The 24,118-nt window shown below is 66.5% G+C and carries 23 protein-coding genes; 10 read left to right on the top strand and 13 right to left on the bottom strand.

The features are described 5' to 3' along the window. Positions 1-37: 37 nt before the first annotated feature. Together paaK and HW466_RS01635 are read right to left on the bottom strand one after the other, a co-directional pair. Positions 38-1,360 carry a phenylacetate--CoA ligase PaaK gene (paaK, locus tag HW466_RS01640; RefSeq protein WP_151006912.1) on the bottom strand — a complete coding sequence of 441 codons (1,323 nt, stop codon included), beginning with the start codon at positions 1,358-1,360 and terminating at the stop codon, positions 38-40. Between the two features lie 59 nt (positions 1,361-1,419). Next, positions 1,420-2,973, bottom strand: a complete 1,554-nt coding sequence (locus tag HW466_RS01635; RefSeq protein ID WP_060118368.1) for a 3-hydroxyacyl-CoA dehydrogenase — start codon at positions 2,971-2,973, stop codon at positions 1,420-1,422. A 163-nt stretch (positions 2,974-3,136) separates the two neighbouring features. On the opposite strand from HW466_RS01635, the gene HW466_RS01630 reads away from it, so the two are divergent. Then, positions 3,137-3,286 carry a hypothetical protein gene (locus HW466_RS01630; protein ID WP_155623728.1) on the top strand — a complete coding sequence of 50 codons (150 nt, stop codon included), beginning with the start codon at positions 3,137-3,139 and terminating at the stop codon, positions 3,284-3,286. A gap of 227 nt (positions 3,287-3,513) precedes the next feature. After that, positions 3,514-4,602 (top strand): calcium:cation antiporter, encoded by a 1,089-nt coding sequence (locus tag HW466_RS01625; protein WP_151005712.1) that lies wholly within the window; start codon positions 3,514-3,516, stop codon positions 4,600-4,602. A gap of 107 nt (positions 4,603-4,709) precedes the next feature. Here HW466_RS01625 and HW466_RS01620 read toward each other — a convergent pair whose 3' ends face one another. Both HW466_RS01620 and HW466_RS01615 read right to left on the bottom strand, forming a co-directional pair. Next, positions 4,710-5,843 (bottom strand): transporter substrate-binding and LysM peptidoglycan-binding domain-containing protein, encoded by a 1,134-nt coding sequence (locus tag HW466_RS01620; RefSeq protein ID WP_059792712.1) that lies wholly within the window; start codon positions 5,841-5,843, stop codon positions 4,710-4,712. A gap of 20 nt (positions 5,844-5,863) precedes the next feature. Beyond that, positions 5,864-6,634, bottom strand: coding sequence for a hypothetical protein (locus HW466_RS01615; RefSeq protein ID WP_151005710.1), 771 nt, complete (start codon positions 6,632-6,634; stop codon positions 5,864-5,866). 12 nt (positions 6,635-6,646) lie between these two features. Here HW466_RS01615 and HW466_RS01610 point away from each other — a divergent pair, with 12 nt between their 5' ends. Next, complete coding sequence (locus tag HW466_RS01610) at positions 6,647-6,925, top strand: hypothetical protein (RefSeq protein ID WP_174905489.1); 279 nt, start codon at positions 6,647-6,649, stop codon at positions 6,923-6,925. A 402-nt stretch (positions 6,926-7,327) separates the two neighbouring features. On the opposite strand, the gene HW466_RS01605 is transcribed toward HW466_RS01610, so the two are convergent. Continuing rightward, positions 7,328-8,236 (bottom strand): LysR family transcriptional regulator, encoded by a 909-nt coding sequence (locus tag HW466_RS01605; RefSeq protein ID WP_151005708.1) that lies wholly within the window; start codon positions 8,234-8,236, stop codon positions 7,328-7,330. A gap of 132 nt (positions 8,237-8,368) precedes the next feature. Between HW466_RS01605 and HW466_RS01600 the strand changes: the two genes are divergently transcribed. Then, on the top strand, positions 8,369-8,632 hold the full coding sequence (locus HW466_RS01600; RefSeq protein ID WP_170296702.1) for a Rossmann-fold NAD(P)-binding domain-containing protein: 264 nt from the start codon (positions 8,369-8,371) through the stop codon (positions 8,630-8,632). A 15-nt stretch (positions 8,633-8,647) separates the two neighbouring features. Here HW466_RS01600 and HW466_RS01595 read toward each other — a convergent pair whose 3' ends face one another. Beyond that, on the bottom strand, positions 8,648-9,616 hold the full coding sequence (locus HW466_RS01595) for a LysR family transcriptional regulator (RefSeq protein WP_059451180.1): 969 nt from the start codon (positions 9,614-9,616) through the stop codon (positions 8,648-8,650). Positions 9,617-9,981: 365 nt separating this feature from the next. Here HW466_RS01595 and HW466_RS01590 point away from each other — a divergent pair, with 365 nt between their 5' ends. The 4 genes from HW466_RS01590 (at position 9,982) to HW466_RS01575 (ending at position 14,326) form a co-directional block, all read left to right on the top strand. Then, positions 9,982-11,157 carry an HPP family protein gene (locus HW466_RS01590; RefSeq protein ID WP_059798626.1) on the top strand — a complete coding sequence of 392 codons (1,176 nt, stop codon included), beginning with the start codon at positions 9,982-9,984 and terminating at the stop codon, positions 11,155-11,157. 101 nt (positions 11,158-11,258) lie between these two features. Next, on the top strand, positions 11,259-11,672 hold the full coding sequence (locus tag HW466_RS01585) for a MarR family winged helix-turn-helix transcriptional regulator (RefSeq protein WP_059507566.1): 414 nt from the start codon (positions 11,259-11,261) through the stop codon (positions 11,670-11,672). Between the two features lie 30 nt (positions 11,673-11,702). After that, positions 11,703-13,490 carry a chloride channel protein gene (locus HW466_RS01580; protein WP_151006083.1) on the top strand — a complete coding sequence of 596 codons (1,788 nt, stop codon included), beginning with the start codon at positions 11,703-11,705 and terminating at the stop codon, positions 13,488-13,490. A 503-nt stretch (positions 13,491-13,993) separates the two neighbouring features. After that, positions 13,994-14,326 (top strand): hypothetical protein, encoded by a 333-nt coding sequence (locus HW466_RS01575; RefSeq protein ID WP_174905488.1) that lies wholly within the window; start codon positions 13,994-13,996, stop codon positions 14,324-14,326. Between the two features lie 113 nt (positions 14,327-14,439). Here HW466_RS01575 and ppnP read toward each other — a convergent pair whose 3' ends face one another. Both ppnP and HW466_RS01565 read right to left on the bottom strand, forming a co-directional pair. Beyond that, positions 14,440-14,760 carry a pyrimidine/purine nucleoside phosphorylase gene (ppnP, locus tag HW466_RS01570; RefSeq protein WP_060118359.1) on the bottom strand — a complete coding sequence of 107 codons (321 nt, stop codon included), beginning with the start codon at positions 14,758-14,760 and terminating at the stop codon, positions 14,440-14,442. Between the two features lie 177 nt (positions 14,761-14,937). After that, a complete protein-coding gene (locus HW466_RS01565; protein ID WP_059451176.1) occupies positions 14,938-15,840 on the bottom strand; it encodes a LysR substrate-binding domain-containing protein in 903 nt (300 codons plus the stop codon). A gap of 180 nt (positions 15,841-16,020) precedes the next feature. Here HW466_RS01565 and HW466_RS01560 point away from each other — a divergent pair, with 180 nt between their 5' ends. Further along, positions 16,021-17,205, top strand: a complete 1,185-nt coding sequence (locus HW466_RS01560) for a M20 aminoacylase family protein (RefSeq protein ID WP_174905487.1) — start codon at positions 16,021-16,023, stop codon at positions 17,203-17,205. 43 nt (positions 17,206-17,248) lie between these two features. Then, entirely contained in the window at positions 17,249-18,568 is a 1,320-nt protein-coding gene (locus HW466_RS01555) for an MFS transporter (protein WP_151004857.1), read from the top strand. Positions 18,569-18,764: 196 nt separating this feature from the next. On the opposite strand, the gene HW466_RS01550 is transcribed toward HW466_RS01555, so the two are convergent. The 5 genes from HW466_RS01550 to HW466_RS01530 form a co-directional block, all read right to left on the bottom strand. Next, complete coding sequence (locus HW466_RS01550; protein ID WP_059774064.1) at positions 18,765-19,868, bottom strand: porin; 1,104 nt, start codon at positions 19,866-19,868, stop codon at positions 18,765-18,767. Positions 19,869-19,932: 64 nt separating this feature from the next. After that, positions 19,933-20,352: a DoxX family protein gene (locus tag HW466_RS01545; RefSeq protein WP_059451172.1), complete on the bottom strand. Its 420-nt coding sequence runs from the start codon at positions 20,350-20,352 to the stop codon at positions 19,933-19,935. 176 nt (positions 20,353-20,528) lie between these two features. Further along, positions 20,529-21,806, bottom strand: coding sequence for a cytochrome c (locus tag HW466_RS01540; protein ID WP_060347293.1), 1,278 nt, complete (start codon positions 21,804-21,806; stop codon positions 20,529-20,531). Between the two features lie 2 nt (positions 21,807-21,808). Continuing rightward, on the bottom strand, positions 21,809-23,428 hold the full coding sequence (locus tag HW466_RS01535; protein ID WP_059451170.1) for a GMC family oxidoreductase: 1,620 nt from the start codon (positions 23,426-23,428) through the stop codon (positions 21,809-21,811). Further along, a complete protein-coding gene (locus HW466_RS01530; protein ID WP_059774067.1) occupies positions 23,428-23,934 on the bottom strand; it encodes a sugar dehydrogenase complex small subunit in 507 nt (168 codons plus the stop codon). The genes HW466_RS01535 and HW466_RS01530 overlap by 1 nt, the downstream gene beginning before the upstream one ends. Between the last annotated feature and the right edge of the window lie 184 nt (positions 23,935-24,118).

Below are 24,118 nucleotides of genomic sequence, written 5' to 3'. Positions count from 1 at the left end.
TCGGGGTAGCTCGGGGCAGAACGGGGAACGGTCAAACTCAGGCGGCCTGCCGGCGGTCGATCACGCGCCGGGCCTTGCCGGTCGCGCTTGCGGGAATGCCGCCCGCGGCGAGCACCGTCACGCCCGCCGACACGCCGATCATCGTCTTGATCCGGTGTTGCAGCTCGCGCGCGATCGCCGTGCGATCGTCGTCGGCAACACTCGCGGCGGCTTCGGAGCGCAACTCGACCGCGAGGTCGAGCCGGTCCATGTGGCCGTCGCGCGAAAGCGTGATCTGGAACTGCCCCGACAGCTTCGACTGCGCGACGACGATTTCCTCGATCTGGCTCGGGAACACGTTCACGCCGCGCACGATCAGCATGTCGTCCGAGCGGCCCGTGATCTTCGCCAGGCGCCGCATCGCGCGTGCGGTCGGCGGCAGCAGCGCGGTGAGGTCGCGCGTGCGATAGCGGATCACCGGCATCGCTTCCTTCGTCAGCGACGTGAACACGAGCTCGCCCTCGCTGCCGTCCGGCAGCACTTCGCCGGTCACGGGATCGATGATCTCCGGATAGAAATGGTCTTCCCAGATCACCGGGCCGTCCTTCGTCTCCACGCATTCGCATGCGACGCCCGGGCCCATCACTTCCGACAGCCCGTAGATGTCGAGCGCGTCGATGCCCGCGCGCGTTTCCACTTCCTCGCGCAACGCCTGCGTCCAAGGCTCCGCGCCGAAGATGCCGATCTTCAGCGACGACTCGGCCGGGTCCATGCCCTGCCGCACCATCTCGTCGATCAGGTTCAGCATGTACGACGGCGTGACGAGGATGATCTTCGGCTCGAAATCGCGAATCAGTTGCACCTGCTTCTCGGTCTGCCCGCCCGACATCGGCACGACCATGCAGCCGAGCCGCTCCGCGCCGTAGTGGATCCCGAGGCCGCCCGTGAAGAGCCCGTAGCCGAACGCGTTGTGCAGCGTGTCGCCCGGGCGGCCGCCGGCCGCGCGGATCGAGCGCGCGGTCACGTTCGCCCACGTGTCGATGTCGCGCGCGGTGTAGCCGACCACGGTCGGCTTGCCCGTCGTGCCGCTCGACGCGTGCACGCGCACGACCTGCTCGCGCGGCACCGCGAACAGGCCGAACGGGTAGTTGTCGCGCAGGTCGTTCTTGGTCGAGAACGGGAATTTCGCGAGATCGGCGAGCGTCTTCAGGTCGTCGGGATGCACGCCCGCCGCGTCGAACGTGCGGCGATAGTGCGCAACGTTGTCGTACGCGTGGCGCAGCGACCACTTCAGGCGCTCGAGCTGCAGCGCCTGAAGTTCGTCGCGGCTGGCGGTCTCGATCGGCTCGAGGGCGGCGGCGGGATGCGTCGGGTGAGTCATCGGGGTGCTCCTCCAATGGAGTGATGTCGTTATCGTGATCAGTGTTAGCGTGCCGGCGGCTAACGGAACGTGCGGCCGGCCTCGTGCAGCGCGGCGATGCGCGGCGACACGCGATAGCGGTCCTCGCCGTAGCTGGCCGCGAGATTCGACAGCACGCGATGCACGCGGCCGATGCCGATTGCATCGGCCCATGCGAGCGGGCCGCACGGGTAGTTCACGCCCTTCTCCATCGCGAGATCGAGATCGGCGGGCGAGCACACGCCCTGGTTCACCGTGTCGGCCGCCTCGTTCGCGAGCATCGCGACGGTGCGCATCGCGATCATGCCCGGCACGTCGGCAAGGCCGACGACGCGGAAACCCGCCTGCTGGAACAGCCCGACCGCGTCCGCATAGGCGGCATCGCTGCACTGAAGCGCGCGCGTCAGCGCGACGAGCCCCGCTTGCGCGTAATCGCGCGCGAGGTCGACGAGCACGAGCTCGGCCACGCCCGTTTGCGCCGCGCGCGCGGTCGCGGTGCGGCCGTCGGTCAGCGCGATCGACGCGCGCCCGGCCACGGCCAGCAGTTCGTCGGCATGCGCGCCGTTCTGCCGCGCGCCCGCGACGCGTTCGGCGACACGTGCATGCAGCGCGGCGGCCGGGCCGTCCTGCGCGAACAGCGTGACGTCGGCCGGCGCGTCGCGCGGCGCTTCCAGCTCGGGCACGGGCGGCGCCGCGCCGTCGGCATAGGAATAGAAACCGCGCCCCGACTTGCGTCCGAGGAAGCCTGCGTTCACGAGCTCCTGCTGGATCAGCGACGGCGTGTAGCGCGGGTCGTTGAAGTACGCGCGAAACACCGACTCGGTCACCGCGAAGTTCACGTCGTGGCCGATCAGGTCCATCAGCTCGAACGGCCCCATCCGGAAGCCGCCAGCTTCGCGCATCACCGCATCGATCGAGGCCGGCGTGCCGCCCTGCTCGTTGAGCACGCGCAGCGCCTCCGCGTAATACGGCCGCGCGACGCGATTCACGATGAACCCCGGCGTCGATTTCGCCATCACCGGCCGCTTGCCCCACGCGACGGCCGTGTCATACAGCGCCTGCGCGACTTCCGGCGCGGTCGCGAGCCCGCTGACCACCTCGACGAGCGCCATCAGCGGCGCCGGGTTGAAGAAGTGCAGGCCGGCCACGCGCTGCGGCGCGCGCAGCCCGGCCGCGATGGACGTGATCGAGATCGACGACGTGTTGGTCGCCAGCATGCAGCGATCGTCGACATGGCGCTCGAGCGTCGCGAAAATCTCGCGCTTTACGTCGAGCCGCTCGGCCGCCGCCTCGACGATCAACGCCGCGCCGGCGAACTCGGCCAGCTCGCGCACCGCGCGAATGCGGCTGCCGGCTGCGTCAGCCTGCGCCGGCTCGAGACGGCCCTTCTCCGCGAGCCGCGCGAACTGCGCGCGGATGCCGGCAAGCGCCTTGTCGCACGCGGCTTCGTTCAGGTCGTACAGCAGCACCGCATGGCCGGCCGCCGCTGCGACCTGCGCGATACCGGCGCCCATCGCGCCGGCGCCGATCACGCCGACGACCGCCGACGGCGCCAGTGCGCCCGAATTCACCGAGTGTGCAGAAGAAACAGCCATCGCTTGCGATCCGTCATGAAATGGAAGTGCGAGCGATTATAAACCGACCGGTCGGTAGATTTATGTCAGGGCGAGCCCGAATTTGTCGTGCAAGAGACTGTTACGAAAACCGTAAAAACAAAAAATTCAGGGTTTGGGGCACTTTTTGTAAACCGAAAGGTCAATGAAAGCGTTCGAATATGAGATAGTGCCCCCCGAACGCCTGATAAAATTCGACAATTCGCCGGATTTCGAGGGGAAAGCGCGTGTCACGCCGTTGCCGTCCGCCGTCCTTGGCCTTTCGGGGTCGGTTCATCCCTGCCGGCGCGCCTGAGGTCACTTGCCGTCGCCCCGCCTTGGGCATTCGGTCACATCGAACCGTTTCATCCAGCGACGGGCCCCGCCCGCGCTCCTCGCCGCCTCACGGCGGCGAACCCCGGGCAGCACGGTTCCGTGCTGCCGTGCATCAGCTTCATCGTCCTCGTTCGGCGGATCATCCGGCCGGGCTTCGTCAACCCGTGACGGCGCGTCGCGCGCCGCCACTCGCATAGGAAACCGTCCATGCCGCTCTCGTCCAACCAGCTCCCGCGCTGGACCCTCTGGGCCCCGCTTGCCGCATGGCTGGTACTCGCGCTGTCGCGCGTCGTGCCGGCCGAAGGCCTCGTCATCGCCGTGTTCGCCGCCGCGCTCGCCGGCGCCGTGTTCGCCGCCGTCCACCATGCCGAAGTCGTCGCGCACCGCGTCGGCGAGCCGTTCGGCACGCTCGTGCTCGCGGTGGCCGTAACCGTCATCGAGGTCGCGCTGATCGTATCGGTGATGCTCGGCGCAGGCCCGGAGAAATCCGGCCTCGCGCGCGACACCGTGTTCGCCGCCGTGATGATCATCTGCAACGGCATCGTTGGCCTCTGCCTGCTGGTGGGCGCGTGGAAGCACGGCGAGCAGGATTTCCAGGGGCGCGGCGCGAGCAAGGCGCTCGCGGTGCTCGCGTCGCTGTCGGTGCTGTCGCTCGTGATGCCGAACTACCTGAACGCGGCGCCCGGCCCGTTCTTTTCGAAATCGCAGCTTGCGTTCGCCGGCGTATCGTCGCTCGTGCTGTACGGCGCATTCGTATTCGTGCAGACCGTGCGCCATCGCGACTACTTCCTCACCGAGCACGACAGCGCGAACGAGTCGGTGCACGCGGCGCCGCCGAGCGGCCGCACCGCGCTGATCAGCCTCGTGCTGCTGTTCGCGAGCCTCGTCGCGGTCGTGCTGCTCGCGAAACTGCTGTCGCCGGCCGTCGAGCATGCGGTGATGCAGCTCGGCGCGCCCGAAGCCGCGGTCGGCATCGTGATCGCCGCGCTCGTGCTGCTGCCCGAAGGGCTCGCGGCCGTCACCGCGGCGCGCGCGAATCGGCTGCAGACCAGCATGAACCTCGCGCTCGGTTCGGCGCTCGCGAGCATCGGGCTCACGATCCCGACCGTCGCGGCCGTGTTCATCTGGGTCGGCCAGCCGCTCACGCTCGGCATCGGCGCGATGGAAACCGTGCTGATGTCGCTGACGCTGCTGGTCAGCACGCTGACGCTCAGCCAGGGACGCACGACGGTGCTGCACGGTGTCGTGCATCTGTCGCTGTTCGCGGCCTACCTGTTCCTGTCGATCACCCACTGATGTAAAACGGCGCGCGGCACGGCGAAAACGATCCGCCGTGCCGCGCGCCGTGCTTCACCTTCCCCGCTTCACCCTCTTCGCTTCACCTGCTTCCCTTCACGACGCGCCTACCGCACCGGAATCACGAGATGCTGGCCAGCCAGGATCAGGTTCGGATTCGCGAGGTTGTTGCGGCGCTGGATCTCGCGATAGCGCTGGCCGCTGCCGAGCTTGCTCGCCGCGATCATGTTCAGCGTGTCGCCCGCCTTCACCACGTACGTCTTCTCGCCCGACGCGGCCGCGGTCGTCATCGTCTGGTCGCTGACGAAATATTTGCGCAGCAGGTCCAGATACTGCGGCGACTGCTTGAGCTTCGCGATCGCGGCGTTCAGGTAGATCAGCAGGTCCTGGTCGTCGGCACGCACGCCGATCTTGTATGCGATGTTCGAGCCGTCGAGCTTGGTTACCGCAAACTTCAGGTCGGTGCCCTTGATCGAGCTGACCGCGAACGGGTAGTCGTAGACGAACGCGTCGACCACATGGCCGTCGAGGCTCTTCGCGATGAACGCCGGGTCGGAATCGTCGATCTCGACGAACCGCACGTTCGGATACTGGCGCGTGACGAACGCGCGCACGTCCGGGTCGCCTTTCAGGATGCCGATCGTCTTGCCGGCCAGATCGTCGGCCGAGCGGATCGCGGAGCCTTGCCGCACGATCAGCGAATAGCCGAAATCGTCGACGTAAGGCACCGAGTAGACGACGCCTGCCGGCGTGTTGTCCGGGAACGTCAGCCCGTCCATCGCGACGTCGACCACATGGTTGCCCTTCGCATCGGTATCGAGGAGTTGCTTCGGCACGCCCGGATACGTATCGACTTCGTGGCGCGTATCGACGACGACCGGCTTGCCGCCGTGCGAGAACGACGGATCCGAGAACAGCAGCCGCGCGAATTCGACGTTGAAGCCGTGCGGCGCGCCCTTGTCCTCGCCGAAGAACGGTTCGCTCGGGTTCTGCACCGAGATGCGCACGACGCCGTTTTCGGCGATCGACTTCAGCGTGCTCGCTTGCGGCGTGAAGCCGGCCGGCAGCACGTTGCCGGACGTCGTCGGCTGCGGGGGCTGGCCCGTGTCGCCTGCCTGCGCGGACGTCGCGCCGGGCGCCGCATCGTGCGCTGGAATCAATGTCGACAGGCCGCCCTGGTGGACGATCCATACGCCGACGAGTACCACCAGAAACACGACTGCACCGAGAAGTTTTTTCATGGTTGCGTGCCTGCGGGAAGTTATTGTTGTTTCGACGGCAATGCAGCGGCCTGCGCCGCATCGGGGCCGGGCACGGGCGTGCCGTTGATCACCGCCTGCTGCTGCGCCTGCTTGACCTCGGGATTGTCCAGCAGCGACGTCTCCATTTCGGAGAATGCCTTGTTCACCGAGCGCATCACCGAATCGACGGCCACGTCGGTCTTGATCTGCTCGAACGTATCGGCGGTCTGCCGGCCAGCGAGCTTGTTCATGTGCTGCGCCGCCTGCGACATGTCCCACATCGCCTTCGCGCGATCGATCGCGGCCGCGAAATTCTTCAGTTCCGCCTGCACCTGCTTGTAGCGGCTTTCGCGAAACGCGAGCAGCTGCTTCATCGTGTCGAGCTGCGCGCGAAAGCGTGGCGCGTCATCCGGATACTGCTTCTCGAACAGTTCGGTCTTGTCGCCGAAGTTCTTCACTTCGGTGCGAAACGCGGTGATGCTGTCCGCGAATTTCTGCGCGGCCTGACGCTTTTCCGCGAGCTGGTTGACGAGCGTCTCGACCGGATTCGCCTGCGCTTCCTCGACGATCATCTTCACCTTCTGGTTCGCGAACTTCATCGCGACGACCGGCGCGAAATAGATCGCCCCGAGGCCGATCACGGCCGCCGTGATCAGCGCGATCATCCCCTTCAGGATGAACAGCGCGGCCGGTGCCGCGATCGCCACACCGGCGATGATGATCGCCCATTTGATCAGTTTTGTCTTGCCATTCCCCGAACTGCCGTTTGCTTCATTCGAAAGCTGCGACATGAGTTTTTCTCCTTGAACCTCGAACTGAACTGCGTGCGTAAGCTGCGTCATGCTCAATCGAAATGCTTCGGACTCCGGTGCCGCCGCGCGCGGGCGGTCGACGGTGCGATGTGCGATCGCGTGGCGGCGGCGTCACGAGACGCCGGTGTAAGCGTCGTGCGCGATGCGGTATTCGGGTGCGGCAGGCTGGCGCGCGACGCGGCGGCGCCGATCGGCACTCATCTTCGCGGCTGGCGCGTGAACGGGAAAGTGTACCGATGCACGGTACGAAACGGGATGACGGATACGTGACGCGACGGGCGTCGGGAAGATCGCGATTCCGGCGGGCCGGTGGCTGCGGCGCCGGGATTCCGGTACGAGTGCGTGAAGGCTCATCGTTGTTCTTCTGTGCGTCGCCGATGCGGGAACGCGCGGCCAGCGCACCCCGCTCCAAATGCACGCACGTATCGTGCGCCGACCGGCATGCAGCGTCAAGCGGCCGGCGCGATGCGTTGCCCTTTCGCGATCGAAAGCGTACGCGGTGTGTCAGCTTTCCGAACAGTAAGGATGTTGCCGACGCCGCGCTTCGTCGTGCCCGGTCAGGATTGCCTGTCGTCGAAACCCGGTATGCGGGCGGCCGAGCGCACGATGCATCGAGCCGCCGTTCCGTACTTTCACGGCGAATCCGGACCGATGACGCACCGACCTCCTCGCCTAAACGACATCGCTGTCCGTCCCTTCCGTCAGAAACTGCCCGACCATCGCGTTGAATACCGGCAGCGCCGGATTGTCGTTGTCCGCGCGCCACGCGAGATACAGCTCCGCCGCGATGTCCACGCCCGCGAGCGGCCGGAACTCAACGCCGTCGACATGCAGCTCGCGCGCCGAAGCCGGCACCAGCGCGGCACCGAGCCCGGCGCGCACCAGGCCGAGGATCGTGTGCGTCTGCCCGACGTAATGCAGGTAGTTCGGCAAGCGGCCCGCGCTGGCGAACATCCCCGAGATCATGTCGTGGAAGTACTTGCCCTCGTTCGGCGAATACGCGATGAACGGCTGCCGGTCGAGCTCGTCCGGGCCGATCCGCTCGTACGCGGCCAGCGGCGTGCCCTGCGCGACCGCGACGAGCATCGGCTCGCGCTGCACGAGCCGGTATTCGAGCGGATGGCGCGCCGCGCGCTGGCGCACGAAGCCCGCATCGAGCATGCGCGACGCCAGCGCGTCGATCTGCACGGTCGACACCATTTCGCGCAGTTCGACGTCGACGTCCGGCAGCGCGTGTGCCGCATGTGCGAGCAGTTCCGGAATCATCCGGTACGCGCTGACGGCCGTGAAGCCGAGCGTGATGCGGCCGGCCCTGCCGTGCGCGACGCGCTGCGCGGCCTGCTCGGCGCGCGCGGAAAACTCGAGGATGTGCCGCGCATCGCGCAAGAAGCGCTCGCCGGCCGCGGTCAGCCTGACCTGCCGGCTGCTGCGTTCCAGCAGCGCGATGCCGAGCGCATGTTCGAGCAACTGAATTTGGCGGCTGAGCGGCGGCTGAGTCATGAAGAGCCGCTTGGCCGCACGGCCGAAATGCAGTTCCTCGGCCACGGCGACGAAGCAGCGAAGCTGGTTCAGTTCAATCATTCAAGTCTTGAATCAATCGATCGCCGCTTGATGTTAGACCGATATCGCTGCGATTCCCATACCCGGTTGCATCATGCGTCGGCCGAGCGCGCTTGAAATCAATCAGCCGGGCCGGAGGCGCGACCGCGCAGCGTGTGTAGACGTTCCGGATGCCGACTCAGCTACTTCTGCCTGCGCAAACATCGCGACAGCGGCGATCGCTACGAGCCAGACTTGCTCGTGCTCGCGGCATCGGCCGATCACGGCAACGTGCGCGTGACGGCCAACGTGCTTGCCGCGCGCTTTCATCCAGGATTCCTGATCGATAGTGCGCAAGCGAAGCTCGTTGACAAAGCCGCGCCCTGGCTCGTGCTCGCAGGCCGCTTCGAACGGATTCGAATCACACGGCGCGCATGACGCCCGCCGGCGGCGTCACGCGTGCTGGCGGCTGCCCGGCATCGGTTCGACCGCCAACCGGTCGAGTTCGCGCAGGTCGTTCTCAAGCGCGGGCGTGAGCGTCGTGCGCAGATGGTCGAGGAAGGTGCGGATCTTCGCGTCGAGATAGCGGCGCGTCGCATAGACGGCATACACGCTGACGGTCTGCAGCCGGTACTCGGGCAGCACGCGAATCAGGCGCCCTGCGCGGAGGTCGTCGAGCACGGTGTACAGCGCGACGCACGCGATGCCGCGCCCTGCCCGCACCGCGACGCACAGTGCATCCGGCACGTTGACCTGGAACGGCGCCGGCTGCAGCTCGTACACCGTCTCCTCGCCGTCGCCTCGCTCGAGCCGCCACTCGCTGGCCGGCGATGCAGGCGTGTCGAGGCGCAGGCACACGTGGTTCGGCAGGTCGTCGGGCGTCGTCGGCGTGCCGTGCCGCGCCAGGTACTCACGCGACGCGACCAGCACGCTGCAACTGGTTCCGCAGGTCTGCGCGACGTAGCCGGAATCGGGCAGCTGCGACGCGGTCACGATCGACACGTCGTAGCCTTCCTCGACGAGGTTCGGCATCCGCTGCGCGAGTGTCAGCTCGACCGACACGTCCGGGTTGTCTTCCTGGTAACGCACGATCGACGATACGACATGACTCTGCCCGAGCCCCGTCATCGCATGGATACGCATCTTGCCGCTCGGCCGCAGCAGCGCGTTGCGCGCTTCGGCGTTCGCATAGTCGAATTCCGCGAGGATCGATTTCGCACGCTCGAAGTAGCGCTCGCCGCTTTCGGTGAGGCCGAGATGACGCGTCGTGCGATGCAGCAGCCGCGTCTGTACGTGAGCTTCGAGATTCGACACCGCGCGCGACACCTGCGCGGTGGTCGCGTCGATTTCTTTGGCGACCGCGGTGAAACTGCCGGCTTCGACAACGCGCACGAACAGGCGCATGTTTTCGAGCATGTCCATTGAATTGGCTTGGGGAGTGTCGGTGGGGAAACGTCCGCGGCGCCCGCGTCAGACGAAAGTCGGCGCGTGCGCGCGGACCACGCGCGAGCGATCGCCATGCCGGGGAACGGGCGTGAGAGCGGGCATCGCGTGCGTGGTTGTGGCATATCGGGGGATCGAGTGGCCCGAATTGTACGCCGCCGCGGACAAATTTGCGCGATCGCGACGCCGCCAACCTTTCATCGGATGAAAGGTTCCCGCACGACGAACGCGTCGCGCACGTGCAACGCATTGATGCAGCGCGACAATTTGTATCACAACGCGATATAATCTGCGCCTTCCTTGCGCTACGTCATCCTCGCCGTCATTTTTGCCGCTTATCGTCCATGTCGTCAGGCTCTTCCTCGTCGCGTCGCACCTTCCTCCAATGGCTGCACAGCTTCATCCCCCATCCGATGACGCTCGGCTGGCGCGAGCGCATGCGCTCGTGCATGGGCGCGCTCGTCGGCATCGCGACGGTCGGCGTCACGATGCGGCTGCTGCCCGGCGTGCCGGGCCTCGTGCCGCTGCTCGTCGCGCCGATGGGCGCATCGGCGGTGCTGCTGTTCGCGGTGCCTGCGAGCCCGCTCGCGCAACCGTGGTCGATCATCGGCGGCAACCTGGTGGCGGCGACCGTCGGCGTCGCATGCGCGCAGTCGATCGCCGATCCGATCACGGCCGCCGCGGTGGCGGTCGCGCTGGCGATCGGCGGCATGTTCGTACTGCGCTGCGTGCACCCGCCGTCGGGCGCGGTCGCGCTGACGGCCGTGCTCGGCGGCCCCGCGATCCACTCGCTCGGCTTCGGCTTCGTCGTCGAGCCGATCGCGCTGCAATCGGGGATCCTGCTGTCGGCCGCGCTCGTGTACCACGCGTTGACGGGTCACCGCTATCCGCACGGCGGCGTGCGTCCCGATGCGAAACCGCAAGCCGGCAGCACCGCGCCGGCACGCGGCGGCTTCACGCGCGCCGATCTCGACGCCGTGTTGAAGCGCCGCGGCGAATGGCTCGACGTCGACCCGGACGACCTCGAAATGCTGTTGCGCGAAACGGAAATGCAGGCGTATGCGCGCACGTTCGGCCAGCTCACGTGCGCCGACCTGATGACGAAGAACGCGATCGAAGTCGCGCCGTCGACATCTGTGACGGCCGCGCTGACGCTGCTCGACCGCCATCGCGTGAAGGCGCTGCCCGTCGTGGACGGCGAGGATCGGCTGATCGGCATCGTCACGCGCGCCGACCTCACGCGCCAGCCGCACCGCCCGGCCCCGCTATGGCAGCGGCTCGCCGCGCGGCTGCCACAGTCGCTCGGCGGCCAGCCGCCCAGCGTCGCCACCGTCATGACGCGCGACGTCGCGTCCGTACCGCAGACCATGCCGATCACCGCGCTGGTGCCGCTGTTTACGCATTCGGGCCACCATCACATCCCGGTCGTCGACGCATCGCACCGGCTTGTCGGCATCATTACGCAGACGGATCTCGTCACGGGCCTGTACCAGCAGACGCAAATGCTCGAGGCGGCCTGACGCAGACGAGCAAAAAATCCGCGATTTCCGCAGAAAATCGGTCAAATATATCACGTTATGATATATTTGACGCTACCGAAACTGCTGCCAGACCGACCGCAATGACCGATACCCGACGCGCGCTGACCAAAAGCGATTTCCAGCAACTGTCCGAGTTCCGCTACCAGATGCGCCGCTTCGAGCGCTTCTCCGAGCGCGCCGCGCAAAGCGAAGGCGTGACGCCGCTGCAATATTTGCTGCTGCTGCACATCAAGGGCTACCCGCATCGCGAATGGGCCACGATCGGCGAGCTTGCCGAACGCCTGCAGGCGCAGCATCACGGCGTCGTCGCGCTGGTGACGCGCTGCGAGGCGCTCGGGCTCGTGAAGCGCAAGACGAGCGAGGCGGACCGCCGGCAGGTCGAGGTCCATCTCGAGGAAGCCGGCGAGACGCTGCTCGCCCGCCTCGCGGCCATGCACCGCACGGAACTGAAATCGCTCAAGGGCACGTTCCAGGTTCCGCAGATCGATTACTGACCCACGCTTTACCGACCTTTCCCTACGCCGATGAACGCACCGCACAAACGCGATTTCTCGACCAACGAACGCCTGCCCAGGATCGCGTTGCTGGCGGCCGGAATCGGTGTGCTCAGCACACTTGCGGCGTTCGTGCTGCTGAGCCTGATCCGCCTGTTCACGAATCTGTTCTTCTTCCAGCAGATCTCGTTCGCCGACCGCTCGCCCGCACTCAACACGCTCGGTGCGTGGGTGATCGTCGTGCCGGTGATCGGCGGCCTGATCGTCGGGTTGATGGCGCGCTTCGGTTCGGAAAAGATCCGCGGCCACGGCATTCCGGAAGCGATCGAGGCGATCCTGTTCGGCAAGAGCCGCATGTCGCCGAAGGTTGCGATTCTCAAGCCGCTGTCGTCCGGCGTCGTGATCGGCAGCGGCGGCCCGTTCGGCGCCGAAGGCCCGATCATCATGACGGGCGGCGCACTGGGCTCGCTGATCGCGCAATGCGTGCACGTGAGCGCGGCCGAGCGCAAGACGCTGCTGGTCGCGGGTGCGGCCGCCGGCATGACGGCCGTGTTCGGCACGCCGGTCGCCGCCGTGCTGCTCGCCGTCGAATTGCTGCTGTTCGAATGGCGTCCGCGCAGTTTCCTGCCCGTTGCGCTCGCATGCGCGGTGGCCGGTTTCGCCCGCGCCGTGTTCTTCGGTGTCGGCCCGCTGTTTCCGCTGACCACCGCATCGCCGACGCCCGTCGCGCTGCTGTCCTGCATCGTCGCGGGCCTGCTGTCGGGCGTGCTCGCGTGCGGCCTGTCGGCTGCGCTCTATCGCGTCGAGGACACCTTCGCAAAGCTGCCCGTGCACTGGATGTGGTGGCCGGCGCTCGGCGCGATCGTGATCGGCATCGGCGGCTGGCTCGAGCCGCGCGCGCTCGGCGTCGGCTACGACGTGATCGGCGACCTGCTGCACCAGCACATCGCGCTGAAGGTCGCGCTCGCGCTGTTGATCGTGAAGGCCGTGATGTGGGTGATCGCGCTCGGCTCGGGCACGTCGGGCGGTGTGCTGGCCCCGCTGCTGATGCTCGGCGCCGGCCTCGGCACCGTGCTGTCGCCGGTGCTGCCCGGCGGCGATCCGACGCTGTGGCCGCTCGTGTGCATGGCCGCGACGCTCGGCGCGACGCTCGGCGCACCGCTGACCGCGATCGTCTTCGCGTTCGGCCTCACGCACGACGCGAACGCGCTGCTGCCGTTGCTCGCCGCGACGCTCGTCGCGCACGGTTTCGCGACCGTCGTGATGAAGCGTTCGATCATGACAGAAAAGATCGCACGCCGCGGGTATCACATCTATCGCGAATACGGCGTCGATCCGCTCGAACGCCATGACGTCGCCGAAGTGATGACTTCGGCGGACGCGCTCGTCGCGATCGATGGCGCCACGCCGCTCGACGTCGTCGAGTCGCAATACTTCGGCGTGAAGCAGACGCACCGTGCATACCCCGTCGTGCAGAACGGTCGCCTGCTCGGCGTCATCGATCGCGCGACGCTCGACGCGCAGCGCGCGCACGCCGGCCCGGGCGCCGTGCTCGCGAGCGTATTCGCCGAGCATGTGCCGGCAATCGCACAGGCACACGAAACGTGCCGCGTGGTCGCATCGCGACTCGCGATGCTCGGCCTCGAGCGCCTGCCCGTCGTCGACGATCCGCAATCGCTGCGCATCGTCGGCATCGTGTCGCGCAGCGACTTGATCAAGCCGGCCCTTCAGCACTTCGACGACGAACAGAAGCGCGAACGCTTCCGTCCGGTCGTACCCGTCAACCTGCGCGACGCAGGCGCACGCAAGGCCGGCTGACACGCTGACACGTATCGCGTGCGTGGCGTACGAGCCGCTCGCCAGCTTCTCCCGTCATCGCTCGATCTCGCGAAACGGCACGCCCATGCGTGCCGCAGCGAGCCCGCGCGTTTAAACTTCGTTGACAATTGATCGGACGAAAGTTTGTCATCATGATGCTCATGCGACGGGGCCAACTTTCAGCCATTCCACATCGTCATTCAATAAAGAAACGTCGCGGCGCGACATGCAGACACATGCAGCCCGCCGCGACCGTCAATCCGCCACACCTCGGGGCAGCGAGCCGACCTCACGACGCATGACGTCGCCGCCGCGTCTCCATACGGACCGCGCGACGCATGCCGCCGCGCAACAGAACGCACAGCATCCGGATTGCCGTTTGGCAAGCGCGTTAACAACTTGTTTCGGAATCGCCGGAACCGCATTTGTCCGATGCAATCTCACATGCACGCAGTTCTGCTGCGCATCCCACTCAATCAATCACGACTCGAGGGAGATAAAACGTGAACGTGAAATACTTACCGCTCATCGCATTGACCGTGGCAATTTCTGCTCACGCGGCCGATCCGGCCGTGCAGAATGTGGGACAAAGCCAGAAGGAGGCCGCGGACGTCTCGGCGTGCATCGCCAAGACCTGGGCCGACAAGTCGCAGCAACAGGTGATCTCGCAGAACGTGCTCGCCAACGGGCTTGCGACCGACGTGTACGCGCCGGGCCAGCAACCGCCGAACGGTGCGGCCGCGATGGTTCGTCCGTCGTGGAAGCCGGGCGCGAAGACGTGGGTCGGCGTGCGCGGCGACGCGGCCGCGGCCGGCGACATCAGCGCCTGCCTGTAAGCGCCTCGCTTGACGGCCTTGCGCCGTCCCCGCATGCGACAAGCCCCGCTTCGGCGGGGCTTGTCGTTTGGGCGCACCGCCGCGCGCATGCGCCGCGGCCGGTGCTTGCGCGCTTACAGGTAGCTGCAGACGTAGTCGAGCGTCTCGAGCACTTCGATGTCGAAGCGGCTGTTGCCCGGCACCGAGAACGATTCACCCGCGCCGTAGGTTTGCCATTCGCTGCTGCCGTCGAGCTTCACGCGGCACTTGCCGGCCTGCACTTCCATCAATTCGGGCGCGTCCGTGCCGAAGTTGAGCGCGCACGGCAGGATCACGCCGAGCGTCTTGCGCGTGCCGTCCGGGAAGAGCACGGTATGCGACACGCACTTGCCGTCGAAATAGACGTTCGCGCGCTTGACGACCGACACGTTGTCGAATTGGGTTGCACTGGTCATGTGATGCCTCTGATTGCTGGATGCCGGATGGCGTGTTGTCGGAAGCCGGCCGGGGCGGCAGGCCGGCCGCTATGATACCGGCTCGCGGCAGGCGTGCGTCGATCGTGACGAATCGCAGGCGCGCGCCAGATAATCAGGATCACTACCTGATGTGCTGCGTGGCGCTCATGGAGCAGCTCATCTGAGCCCTTTGCGTCGCGCGGAATCGCGCAGGCAGTCGAGCAGCATGGCCGCGGCCGGCGTGAGCGGGCTGTCGCGGCGCGTGACGACCTGCACGGACACGCCGGGCAGCCGCTCGCGGATCGGCAGCACCGCGAGCCGGTCGCGCGCCCACTCCCCCTGCAGCAGCTGTTCGGGCATCGATGCGATCAGGTCGCAGCTCGTCATCAGGCTGTGCGCGAGGCCGAAGCTCGGGCATTCGACGACCCGCTGCGGCACCGGCAGCCCGTATGCGATGAACGAGTTGAACAGCACCTGGGTCGAGCTTTCCGGCGACGGATTCATCAGCCAGTCGGCATCGACGAGATCGGCGAGCGACGTGGCCGACGCGAGCGGATGCTCCTTGCGTGCGACGATCAACGATCGGCTCGCATAAAGTTCCGCGTGATCGAACTCGGCCGCCAGCAGTTCGGGCACGACGACAGCCACCGCGAAATCGAGCGAGCCGTCGTGCAGCCGCGGCAGCGCGACGCCCGGAAACCCTTCGATCAGACTGACGCGCGCGACCGGAAAGCGCCGCCGGAACGCGCGAAACGCATCGGGCAGGATCGTCACCGCGGCGGCCGGCGTGATCGCCGCCGCAACCGAGCCCGTCATCGCGCCCTGCGCCTGCTCGATATCGTCGCGCGCGCGCTGCATCTCGGCGACGATCAGCCGCGCGCGCACCTGCAGCTGCTGGCCGAACGCGGTGAGCTGCACGCCACGCGCGGTGCGCACGACGAGTGACACGCCGAGCGCGATCTCCAGTTCCTTGACCGCCTTCGTCAACGCCGCCGGCGACACGTTCAGGCGCCGTGCGGCCGCGCGGATGCTCCCTTCGTCCGCGACGGTGACGAACGCTTTCAGCTGATGGTATTTCATGGCGGCATGCGTGATTCGTGGAAAACCCGTGCCCCGCCACGCGCGCCGGCTCAGGGTATTCCCGAGCGGCAACCAGCGGTGTGCACCAAAGCAATTTAGCAGCTTCTGGTACGCAAAAGAAATTTATATGCTTGCTCGTCATATGCGCGTCAAACGCCTCACCGCCCCACAGGAGACACCATGCTGCAAGCCGTGAACCCCGTCATCCCCGGCATCGCCGAGATCGCTCCCGACCTGATCGAGGTGCGCCGCCGCATTCATGCGCATCCGGAACTCGCATTCGAGGAAACGCTGACGAGCGACCTCGTCGCGGAACTGCTGACCGGCTGGGGCTACGAGGTCCATCGCGGGATCGGCAAGACGGGCCTCGTCGGCGTGATGCGCGAAGGGCAAGGCACGCGAACGATCGGGCTGCGTGCCGACATGGACGCACTGCCGCTCGCGGAAGAGACGGGCTTGCCGTATGCGAGCCGCCATGCCAACAAGATGCATGCGTGCGGCCACGACGGCCACACCGCGATGCTGCTGTGCGCGGCGCGGCATCTCGCCGCGACGCGCCGGTTCTCCGGCACGCTGAACCTGATCTTCCAGCCCGCCGAGGAGAATTTCGGCGGTGCGAAGGCGATGATGGACGACGGCCTGTTCGACCGCTTCCCGTGCGACGCCATCTTCGCGATCCACAACATGCCGGGCCGCGCCGCCGGCGACATGGCGTTCCGCACGGGCGCCGCGATGGCGTCGGCCGACCGCGTGACGATCACGCTGCGCGGCGTCGGCGGCCACGGCGCGCTGCCGCACTTCGCGCGCGATCCGATGTCGGCCGCGGGCAGCATCGTGGTCGCACTGCAGACGATCGTCGCGCGCGAGGTCGACGCGCAGCATGCGGCCGTGATCACGGTCGGCAGCGTGCAGGCCGGCGAAACCTTCAACATCATCCCGGAAACCGTCGTGATGAAGCTGTCGGTGCGCGCGCTGAACGCCGACGTGCGCGCGTTGCTCGCCCGCCGCATCGAAGCGCTCGCGAAGGGTCAGGCGGAAAGCTTCGGCGTCACCGCGGAAGTGGATTACGCGTACGGTTATCCGGTGCTCGTCAACCATCCCGAACCGACCGCGTTCGCGGCCGATATCGCACGCCAGATGCTCGGCGCCGATCGTGTCGAAACCGAGTCCGCGCCGCTGATGGGCAGCGAGGACTTCGCGTTCATGCTCGAAGCGCGTCCCGGCTGCTATGCGTTCATCGGCAACGGGATCGGCAGCAAGGGCGGCTGCATGGTGCACAACCCCGGCTACGACTTCAACGACGACATCCTCGCGATCGGCGCGAGCTACTGGGTTCGCGTCGCCGAAGGCTGGCTCGCGGCCTGACGGCCCTTCATCACGCAGTTCCGCGCTCAAGCAGGGGAACCTCATGGAAACGTCCGCTCTTCCGTTCGCCGGCTCGCCGGCCGATGCGCGCGCCGCCGCGAAAAAACGCCGCCTGATCGCGGCCGCCGCGGTCGGCAACGCGCTCGAGTTCTACGACTTCACGGTCTACAGCTTCTTCGCGATCCTGATCGGCAAGCTGTTCTTCCCGGTGCACTCGTCGTTCGGACAACTGATGCTCGCGGTCGCGAGCTTCGGCGTCGGCTTCGTCACGCGTCCGCTCGGCGGCCTCGTGATCGGCATGTATGCCGACCGCGCCGGCCGCAAGAAAGCGATGATCCTGACGCTCTTGCTGATGGCGCTCGGCACCGCGATGATCGCGGTCGCGCCGACCTTCGCGCAGATCGGCATCGCCGCGCCGCTGCTGCTCGTGCTCGCGCGCCTGCTGCAGGGCTTCGCATCGGGTGGCGAAGTCGGCGCGTCGACGACGCTGCTGCTCGAACAGGCGCCGCAGCACCGTCGCGGCTTCTACGCATCGTTCCAGTTCTCGAGCCAGGGGCTCGCCGCGCTCGCCGGGGCGCTCACCGGCGTCGCGCTGACGTCGACGCTCAATGCCGCGCAGCTCGAAAGCTGGGGTTGGCGCGTGCCGTTCATCATCGGCACGCTGTTCGTGCCGCTCGGTTACTGGCTGCGCCGCACCGTCGAGGAAGTGCCGGCCGCCACGCCCGCCGCCGAGCACGCCGAGCCGGTCGCGTCGCTGCCGCTCGCCGACGTGCTGCGCCACCACGGCAAGGCCGTGTTCGCGGGCCTTGGCGTCACGATCGGCGGCACGTCGATCCATTACATCATCGTGTTCTACATGGCGATCTACGGCGTGCAGGTGCTGCACTTGCCAACCTGGCTGTCGATGTCGGCCGGCTGCGTCGCCGGCGCGATCCTGATGCTCGTGACGCCGATCGGCGGCCACCTGTCCGACATCTACGGGCGCAACCGGATCGTCTGGTGGACGCGCATCGTGCTGATGGCCGCGATCTATCCCGCGTTCATCGTGCTGAACCGATGGCCGGGCGCCGCGTCGCTGCTGTCGATCATCGCCGTGCTGTCGGTCGTGCACGCGATCAACATCGGCGCGACCGGTGCGATGCTCGGCGAGCTGTTCCCGCGTGCGGTGCGAGCAACCGGCGGCGCGCTCGTCTACAGCGTCGGCGTCGCGATCTTCGGCGGCTTCGCGCAATTCTTCGTGACCTGGCTGATCGCGGCGACCGGCAATCCGAATGCGCCCGCGTGGTATGCGATCGGCTGTGGCGTGTTGACGCTACTTGCCATTCGCTGCATGGACGAGAAGGCCGGGAAGGCGCTCGATTGACTGACGCGTGATGCGCGGCACGCGCGCGGCCGCAACGTCATCGCCCGACTGACCCCGCCGGTTTCGGCGGGGTTTTTCCTTTTGCGCGATCGATAACGCGCACATGAAACGGCAGCGCGAGCGCTACCATTCGTCGCCGTAAACGCAACAACGCACGGGCCACCCTCACCCGTGCCTTGCGCGCGCGACGCGGCGCTCAGAACGTATGCATCATGCCCACATACGCGCCCGTCTGCGACTCGCCCGTCATCGGGCTCGTGCCCGACGTCGCGTCGCGGGGCGACGCGAGCAGCGAGAAGTTCGAGTTGCCGCCGTTGCGCACATACGCGACCGTCCCGTACAGGAACGTGCGCTTCGACAGGTTGTACGTGGTTCCGAGCACGTACATGATCGCGTGCCCCGACGGATCGTGCGACGCATCGCCACCGCCGTCGCCGACCTTCACGTAGTAGCCGCCGCCCGTCACGGCCCACTGCGGCGTGGCCGTGTAGGTCGCGCCAAGCCAGTAGTGATCGGCACGATCGGCGACGCCGGCCGGGCTGTCCGGCGCCTGGTAGTGCGTATAGGCGCCCTGGATCTTGAACTTCGACACCTTCACGTTCGCGCCGACGAAATACTCGCGCGACGCGGTAAAGATGTTGCTGAACTTGCCGTTGTTGTCACGCAGCTCGTCGTAGATGCCGCGCACGTCGAGCACCGGCGAGTGGTACGAGATCATGATCCCGTCCGAGCGGCCGAAGTCGTCGGCCGCGCCGTAATTGAAGCCGCGCGACTGGTTGCCGAACGCATATTGCGCCTGCACGTCGAAGCCGCCGATCACCGGGCTGTGATATTCGATGTTGTTGCTGCTTTGCTGCCAGTTGCGGCCGCGCACGAGCGATGCGGACGAAAACGCCTGTTGCACGAACGGATCGAATTCCCACACGCCGTCGCTGTCGATGAACAGGTTGCGGCCGGCCTGCAGCTGGCCCCACGTATCGCTCTTCAGCCCGACGTACGCGCGGCGCGACCACATGCGTCCGCCGCCCGTCGTGCCGTTCATCACCTGGAACGCGGTTTCGAGGTTGAAGACCGTCGACATCCCGCCGCCGAGATCCTCGACGCCCTTCAGGCCGAACATGCTGGTGCCCCAGTCGCCGCCCTCCGCGCTCCAGCGCGTCGAGCTGCCGTTGGGCGTCGCGATGTGGTTCAGGTATTCGACGCCGCCGTCGATCCGGCCATACAGCGTCACGCTCGTCTGTGCAAACGCGGCCGCCGGCGCGGCGGCCGCGATCAGCCATGCGAAATGTTTGAGTCGCAAAATGATGCCCCCTCGGAGTCTCGACCGTCCGACACGCGCCCCATGCGCGAGCCGGCGGCCCGGTTCACCCGCGATCGATCGAAAAACGCCCTGGGCCCGCCGCGCAAAGCGCGAGCAGACCGCCCGAGATCGCGATGTTCTTGTAGAAATGAATCATGTTGTTGATCTGCTCGCCGCCCGACATCGTCCAGTAGTGATGGCCGATCAAGGCGGTACCGATCGTATACAGCGCAAGCAGCAGCGCGAGCGGCCGCGTCTGGAAACCGACGAGGATCGCGATGCCGGCGAACAGCTCCATCACGACGGAGATCGCCGCCGAAACGATCGGCGCGGGCGCGCCCTCGCTTCCCATGAACGCGATCGTACCGGAGAAGTCGACGATCTTCTTCCAGCCGAACATCACGAACAGGATCACGAGCAGGATTCGGGACAGCAGCAGCAGCACATCGCGCTGGGACGCGAGAAACGGTTGATTCGGTGTCATGGTGTGATCAACGAAAGCGGTACGCGAACCTTGCGCACCGGATTGCCTGTGAACCAGGGCGGACGGCTGCCGGCCGCCCGCCCCGCTCTGCAACAACCGGCATCGGGGCCCGCCCGATGTGCTGTGCTCCTCCTCTTGTCAGTGTTGCCCTGCTTCGTGCCGCGTCGCGCGCGCCATCAACGCGCCTTCGCGACGTCCTGCTCGGTCACCTTCGCGGCCGGGTTGCCGAACTGGCCGGTCACGTAGTTCGCCAGCGCGGCGATCTGCGCATCGGACAGCTCATTGCGGAACGCGGGCATGCCGACGTCCTCGCTGCCGGCCTTGCGCTGCACGCCGTTCAGGATCACCTGCACCAGGTTCGCCGGATTCGACGCGCCGACCGTCGAGTTGTGGAACAGCGACGGGTAATAGCCGTCCGGCGTGCCCTTGCCCTGCATCTGGTGACACGTCGCGCAGTTGCCGAGATACAGCCGCGCCGGATCGTTGCCCGACGATGCGAGCGCCGTGCCGCGCAGCTTCAGGCCGTCTTCCGCCGGCTTGCCCCACGACGAGCGCGACTGCTTCGCGTCGCCGCTGGCGACGGCCGGCACAGTGCGGATATACGTCGCGATCGCGCCGATGTCGGCGTCGGTCATCTTCGAGAAGCTGTGCTCGACCGCCTCGGCCATCGGGCCGGCCGCTTGCGCGACACCCGGCACGCTGCCGGTGCGCAGGTACTGGACGAGTTGCTGCTGCGTCCAGCCGCCGATACCGGCGTTCGGGTCGGACGTGATGTTGTAGCCGTCCCAGCCTGCGAGGACCGAACCCGACAGGAAGCTGCCGCCCGTCTCGTCGAGCGACTTCTCCTGCATGGCGATGCCGCGCGGCGTGTGGCACGTGCTGCAGTGCGCGAGGCCCTGCACCAGGTACGCACCGCGGTTCCACTCGGCGCTCTGCGCCGGCTTCGGCTGGTACGCGCCGTCCTTCAGGAACAGCCAGTTCCAGATCTTCAGCGGCCAGCGCATGCTCAGCAGCGCGGGAATCTCGTTCTTCGGCGGCGTCTGCCTGACCGGTTCGACACCGTGCATGAAGTACGCGTACAACGCCTGCACGTCGTCGTCGTTGATCTTCGCGTACGACACGTACGGCATGGCCGGATACAGGTTGTCGCCGTTCTTCGACACGCCGTGGCGCACGGCACGCTCGAAGTCCTCGAACGTCCACTTGCCGATGCCGGTGTCCGGGTCCGGCGTGATGTTGCTCGTGTAGATCTTGCCGAGTTTCGGCACCGGCATCGCGAGGCCGCCCGCGAACGGCTTGCCGCCCTTGACGGTGTGGCATGCCATGCAGTCGCCCGCGACCGCGAGATATTCGCCGCGCTTGATCTGCGCGGGATCGGCCGAGTCGGCCGCGCGCACGAGGCCCGGCAGCGCGAGGCAGCCGGCCAGGAGGAAGGTGAGAGTAGATTTCCGCACGGTCAGACTTCCTTCTTCAGCGTGTCCGACATCCGCAGCGCCAGCGCCGCGATCGTCAGCGTCACGTTCACCGTACCGACGGTCGGCATCGTCGAGCTGCTCGAGATGAACAGGTTCGGATGGTCGAACGTGCGGCAGTCCTTGTCGACGACCGAGTCGCGCGCATCGGCGCCCATGATCGTCGAGCCCGTGATGTGGTTGTTCGGCGCGAACTCGTCGTTGAACACGACGTCCGTGCCGCCCAGCACCTGCGCGGCGGTCGCATAGACCTCGCGCGTATGCACGGCACCGCGCTTCACGTAGTCGTCGATCGCGTACGTGATCTCCGGGCGCGGAATGCCGATCGCGTCGGTGGCCGTCTTGCTCGGCACGATGCGGTTCTCGGGCTGCGGCAGGATTTCGTGGAAGCAGTCGAACTGCACGTAGCGCGCGGAGCGATCGCGGATCTGCGCATCGAGCTCCTCCGGCTTCATCAGCTTGCCGGCCTTGAAGATCTTCTGCGTCTCCTGGTTGATGCGCGACATGTTCGACAGGTGGATCTTCTTCGCGGCTTCGGTCGCGCGAAACGGACCGTCGCGGAATCCGATCAGCGACGTCATTTCCTGCGGCCCGCGGCCCGGCCACAGCTTCTCGCTCGCGTAGAACGACACGCCCGTGCCCGGATGGTCCATCAGGTTGCGCCCGACCATGTCGGAGCTGTTCGCGACGCCGTTCGGGAAATCGCGGTTCGCCGACATCAGCAGGATCTTCGGCGTCTCGATGCCGTTCGCGGCCAGCACGAAGTACTTGCCTTCGACGCGATGGTCGGCGCCCGTCTTGTCCTTGTAGATCGCCGCGACGATGCGCTTGTCCGGGCCCGTCTCGAGCTTGTAGACGACCGCGCTGTCGATCAGCTTCGCGCCGGCCTGCTCCGCCTTCTCGACGTGCACGATGCCGTTGTACATTGCGCCGATCGGGCAGATCGGCATGCAATTGTTGTTCCCGCAACAGGTTGGCCGGCCGTCGTACGGACGGCTGTTGCGCGCGACCGGCTCGGTCACCACATGGAACTTCGGGTCGTGGCCGTTGAGCGCGTTCTTGATCGTCTGCTCGTTGAACGACAGCGGCAGCGGCGGCATCGGATAGGCCTGCTTGCGCGGCGAGTACAAATCTTCCTCGGGGCCGGGGCCCCACACGCCGAGCTCTTCCTCCGCGCGCTGGTAGTAATGTTCGAGATCGTCGTACTGGATCGGCCAGTCGCGGCCGACGCCGTACACGGTCTTCATCTTGAAGTCGTTCGGGATGAAGCGCCACGCAGAGGCAGCCCAGTGCCACGTCGTGCCGCCCACCGCGCGGATGTACTGCGAGTTGAACTTGTGCTCGCCCTTCAGGATCAGGTAGTCGTTCGGCGGGCCGTATTCCGGGTGCGGCGCCCACGGGCTCGACGGGTACGGTGCCATGAAGTCCGTCTTGTCGGGCTGGTTGCGAAAGCGTTCGACGATTTCCCAGCGCGGCATGCGCGGGCCTGCCTCGAGCAGGATCACCGACTTGCCGGCCATCGCGAGCTGGTGCGCGACGATCGCGCCTGCGACACCGGACCCGACGACGACGACGTCGGCTTTTTGCGTATCGGTATCGGCCATCAGGCTTGCCTCTCGATCGGTTTTTCGGCCCAGAAGCCGGGTTTGTTGGGGCAGTACGAAGGAATCACGAGCGTATCGGACACGACGCTGAACATTAATGCTTCTTCGTATGCAATCACGACGTTGTCGACGATGCCGAGATACCACGCGCCGAGAATCGACAGCGCGGAGGCTTCCTGATCGGGGCTCAACGAACCGGAGGCGAGCGCGCCGGCAAGTTGCGACAGACCGTCGGCCGTCTTGAACGAGCCCTTCTGCAACGCCTGCAGGTAGCGTTCGCCGAGCACGCGGCTCAGCCCTTTCTTGCCTGTCAGTGCTTCGGAGAGCGTCATGAACGTATCGAGCGGCGCGGCGCCGGGGTTGTCGGCCAGGGCCCGCAACGCCAGCGAGCCCGTGAGGCTCGCCGCCGTCAGCGCCAGTGCGCCCTGCAGCCATTGACGCCGCGTGATGCCGGATGCGGCTGCGTCGTTATCGCGACGCGAGTGGGGAGTGTTGTCGTTGTGCATGTTTCCTTCTCTCGAACACCGGATTCGGGAAAACCACGCTTGATATTTCTCAAACTTTCGCGCGGCCCTGAAATGTACGCGCACAATTCGGATCGGACAATGCTTTTATAGTCCATTAAATGTTCCGCAATCCGAGACAATCGACATTTCGCTGCATTTTTGTGTCGTCGACGCGACAATTCTG

The organism is Burkholderia territorii, assembly GCF_902833055.1.
Taxonomy (GTDB): domain Bacteria; phylum Pseudomonadota; class Gammaproteobacteria; order Burkholderiales; family Burkholderiaceae; genus Burkholderia; species Burkholderia territorii.
This window is presented reverse-complemented; position numbering and strand designations above follow the sequence as displayed.

Coding starts and splice junctions, on each gene's coding strand:
- HW466_RS01580 (WP_151006083.1), top strand. CDS start 11,703: ATGAACGCACCGCACAAACGCGATTTCTCGACCAACGAACGCCTGCCC.
- HW466_RS01615 (WP_151005710.1), bottom strand. CDS start 6,634: ATGTCGCAGCTTTCGAATGAAGCAAACGGCAGTTCGGGGAATGGCAAG.
- HW466_RS01635 (WP_060118368.1), bottom strand. CDS start 2,973: ATGGCTGTTTCTTCTGCACACTCGGTGAATTCGGGCGCACTGGCGCCG.
- HW466_RS01630 (WP_155623728.1), top strand. CDS start 3,137: ATGAAAGCGTTCGAATATGAGATAGTGCCCCCCGAACGCCTGATAAAA.
- paaK (WP_151006912.1), bottom strand. CDS start 1,360: ATGACTCACCCGACGCATCCCGCCGCCGCCCTCGAGCCGATCGAGACC.
- HW466_RS01560 (WP_174905487.1), top strand. CDS start 16,021: ATGCTGCAAGCCGTGAACCCCGTCATCCCCGGCATCGCCGAGATCGCT.
- HW466_RS01565 (WP_059451176.1), bottom strand. CDS start 15,840: ATGAAATACCATCAGCTGAAAGCGTTCGTCACCGTCGCGGACGAAGGG.
- ppnP (WP_060118359.1), bottom strand. CDS start 14,760: ATGACCAGTGCAACCCAATTCGACAACGTGTCGGTCGTCAAGCGCGCG.
- HW466_RS01620 (WP_059792712.1), bottom strand. CDS start 5,843: ATGAAAAAACTTCTCGGTGCAGTCGTGTTTCTGGTGGTACTCGTCGGC.
- HW466_RS01555 (WP_151004857.1), top strand. CDS start 17,249: ATGGAAACGTCCGCTCTTCCGTTCGCCGGCTCGCCGGCCGATGCGCGC.
- HW466_RS01545 (WP_059451172.1), bottom strand. CDS start 20,352: ATGACACCGAATCAACCGTTTCTCGCGTCCCAGCGCGATGTGCTGCTG.
- HW466_RS01605 (WP_151005708.1), bottom strand. CDS start 8,236: ATGATTGAACTGAACCAGCTTCGCTGCTTCGTCGCCGTGGCCGAGGAA.
- HW466_RS01595 (WP_059451180.1), bottom strand. CDS start 9,616: ATGGACATGCTCGAAAACATGCGCCTGTTCGTGCGCGTTGTCGAAGCC.
- HW466_RS01590 (WP_059798626.1), top strand. CDS start 9,982: ATGTCGTCAGGCTCTTCCTCGTCGCGTCGCACCTTCCTCCAATGGCTG.
- HW466_RS01585 (WP_059507566.1), top strand. CDS start 11,259: ATGACCGATACCCGACGCGCGCTGACCAAAAGCGATTTCCAGCAACTG.
- HW466_RS01535 (WP_059451170.1), bottom strand. CDS start 23,428: ATGGCCGATACCGATACGCAAAAAGCCGACGTCGTCGTCGTCGGGTCC.
- HW466_RS01625 (WP_151005712.1), top strand. CDS start 3,514: ATGCCGCTCTCGTCCAACCAGCTCCCGCGCTGGACCCTCTGGGCCCCG.
- HW466_RS01530 (WP_059774067.1), bottom strand. CDS start 23,934: ATGCACAACGACAACACTCCCCACTCGCGTCGCGATAACGACGCAGCC.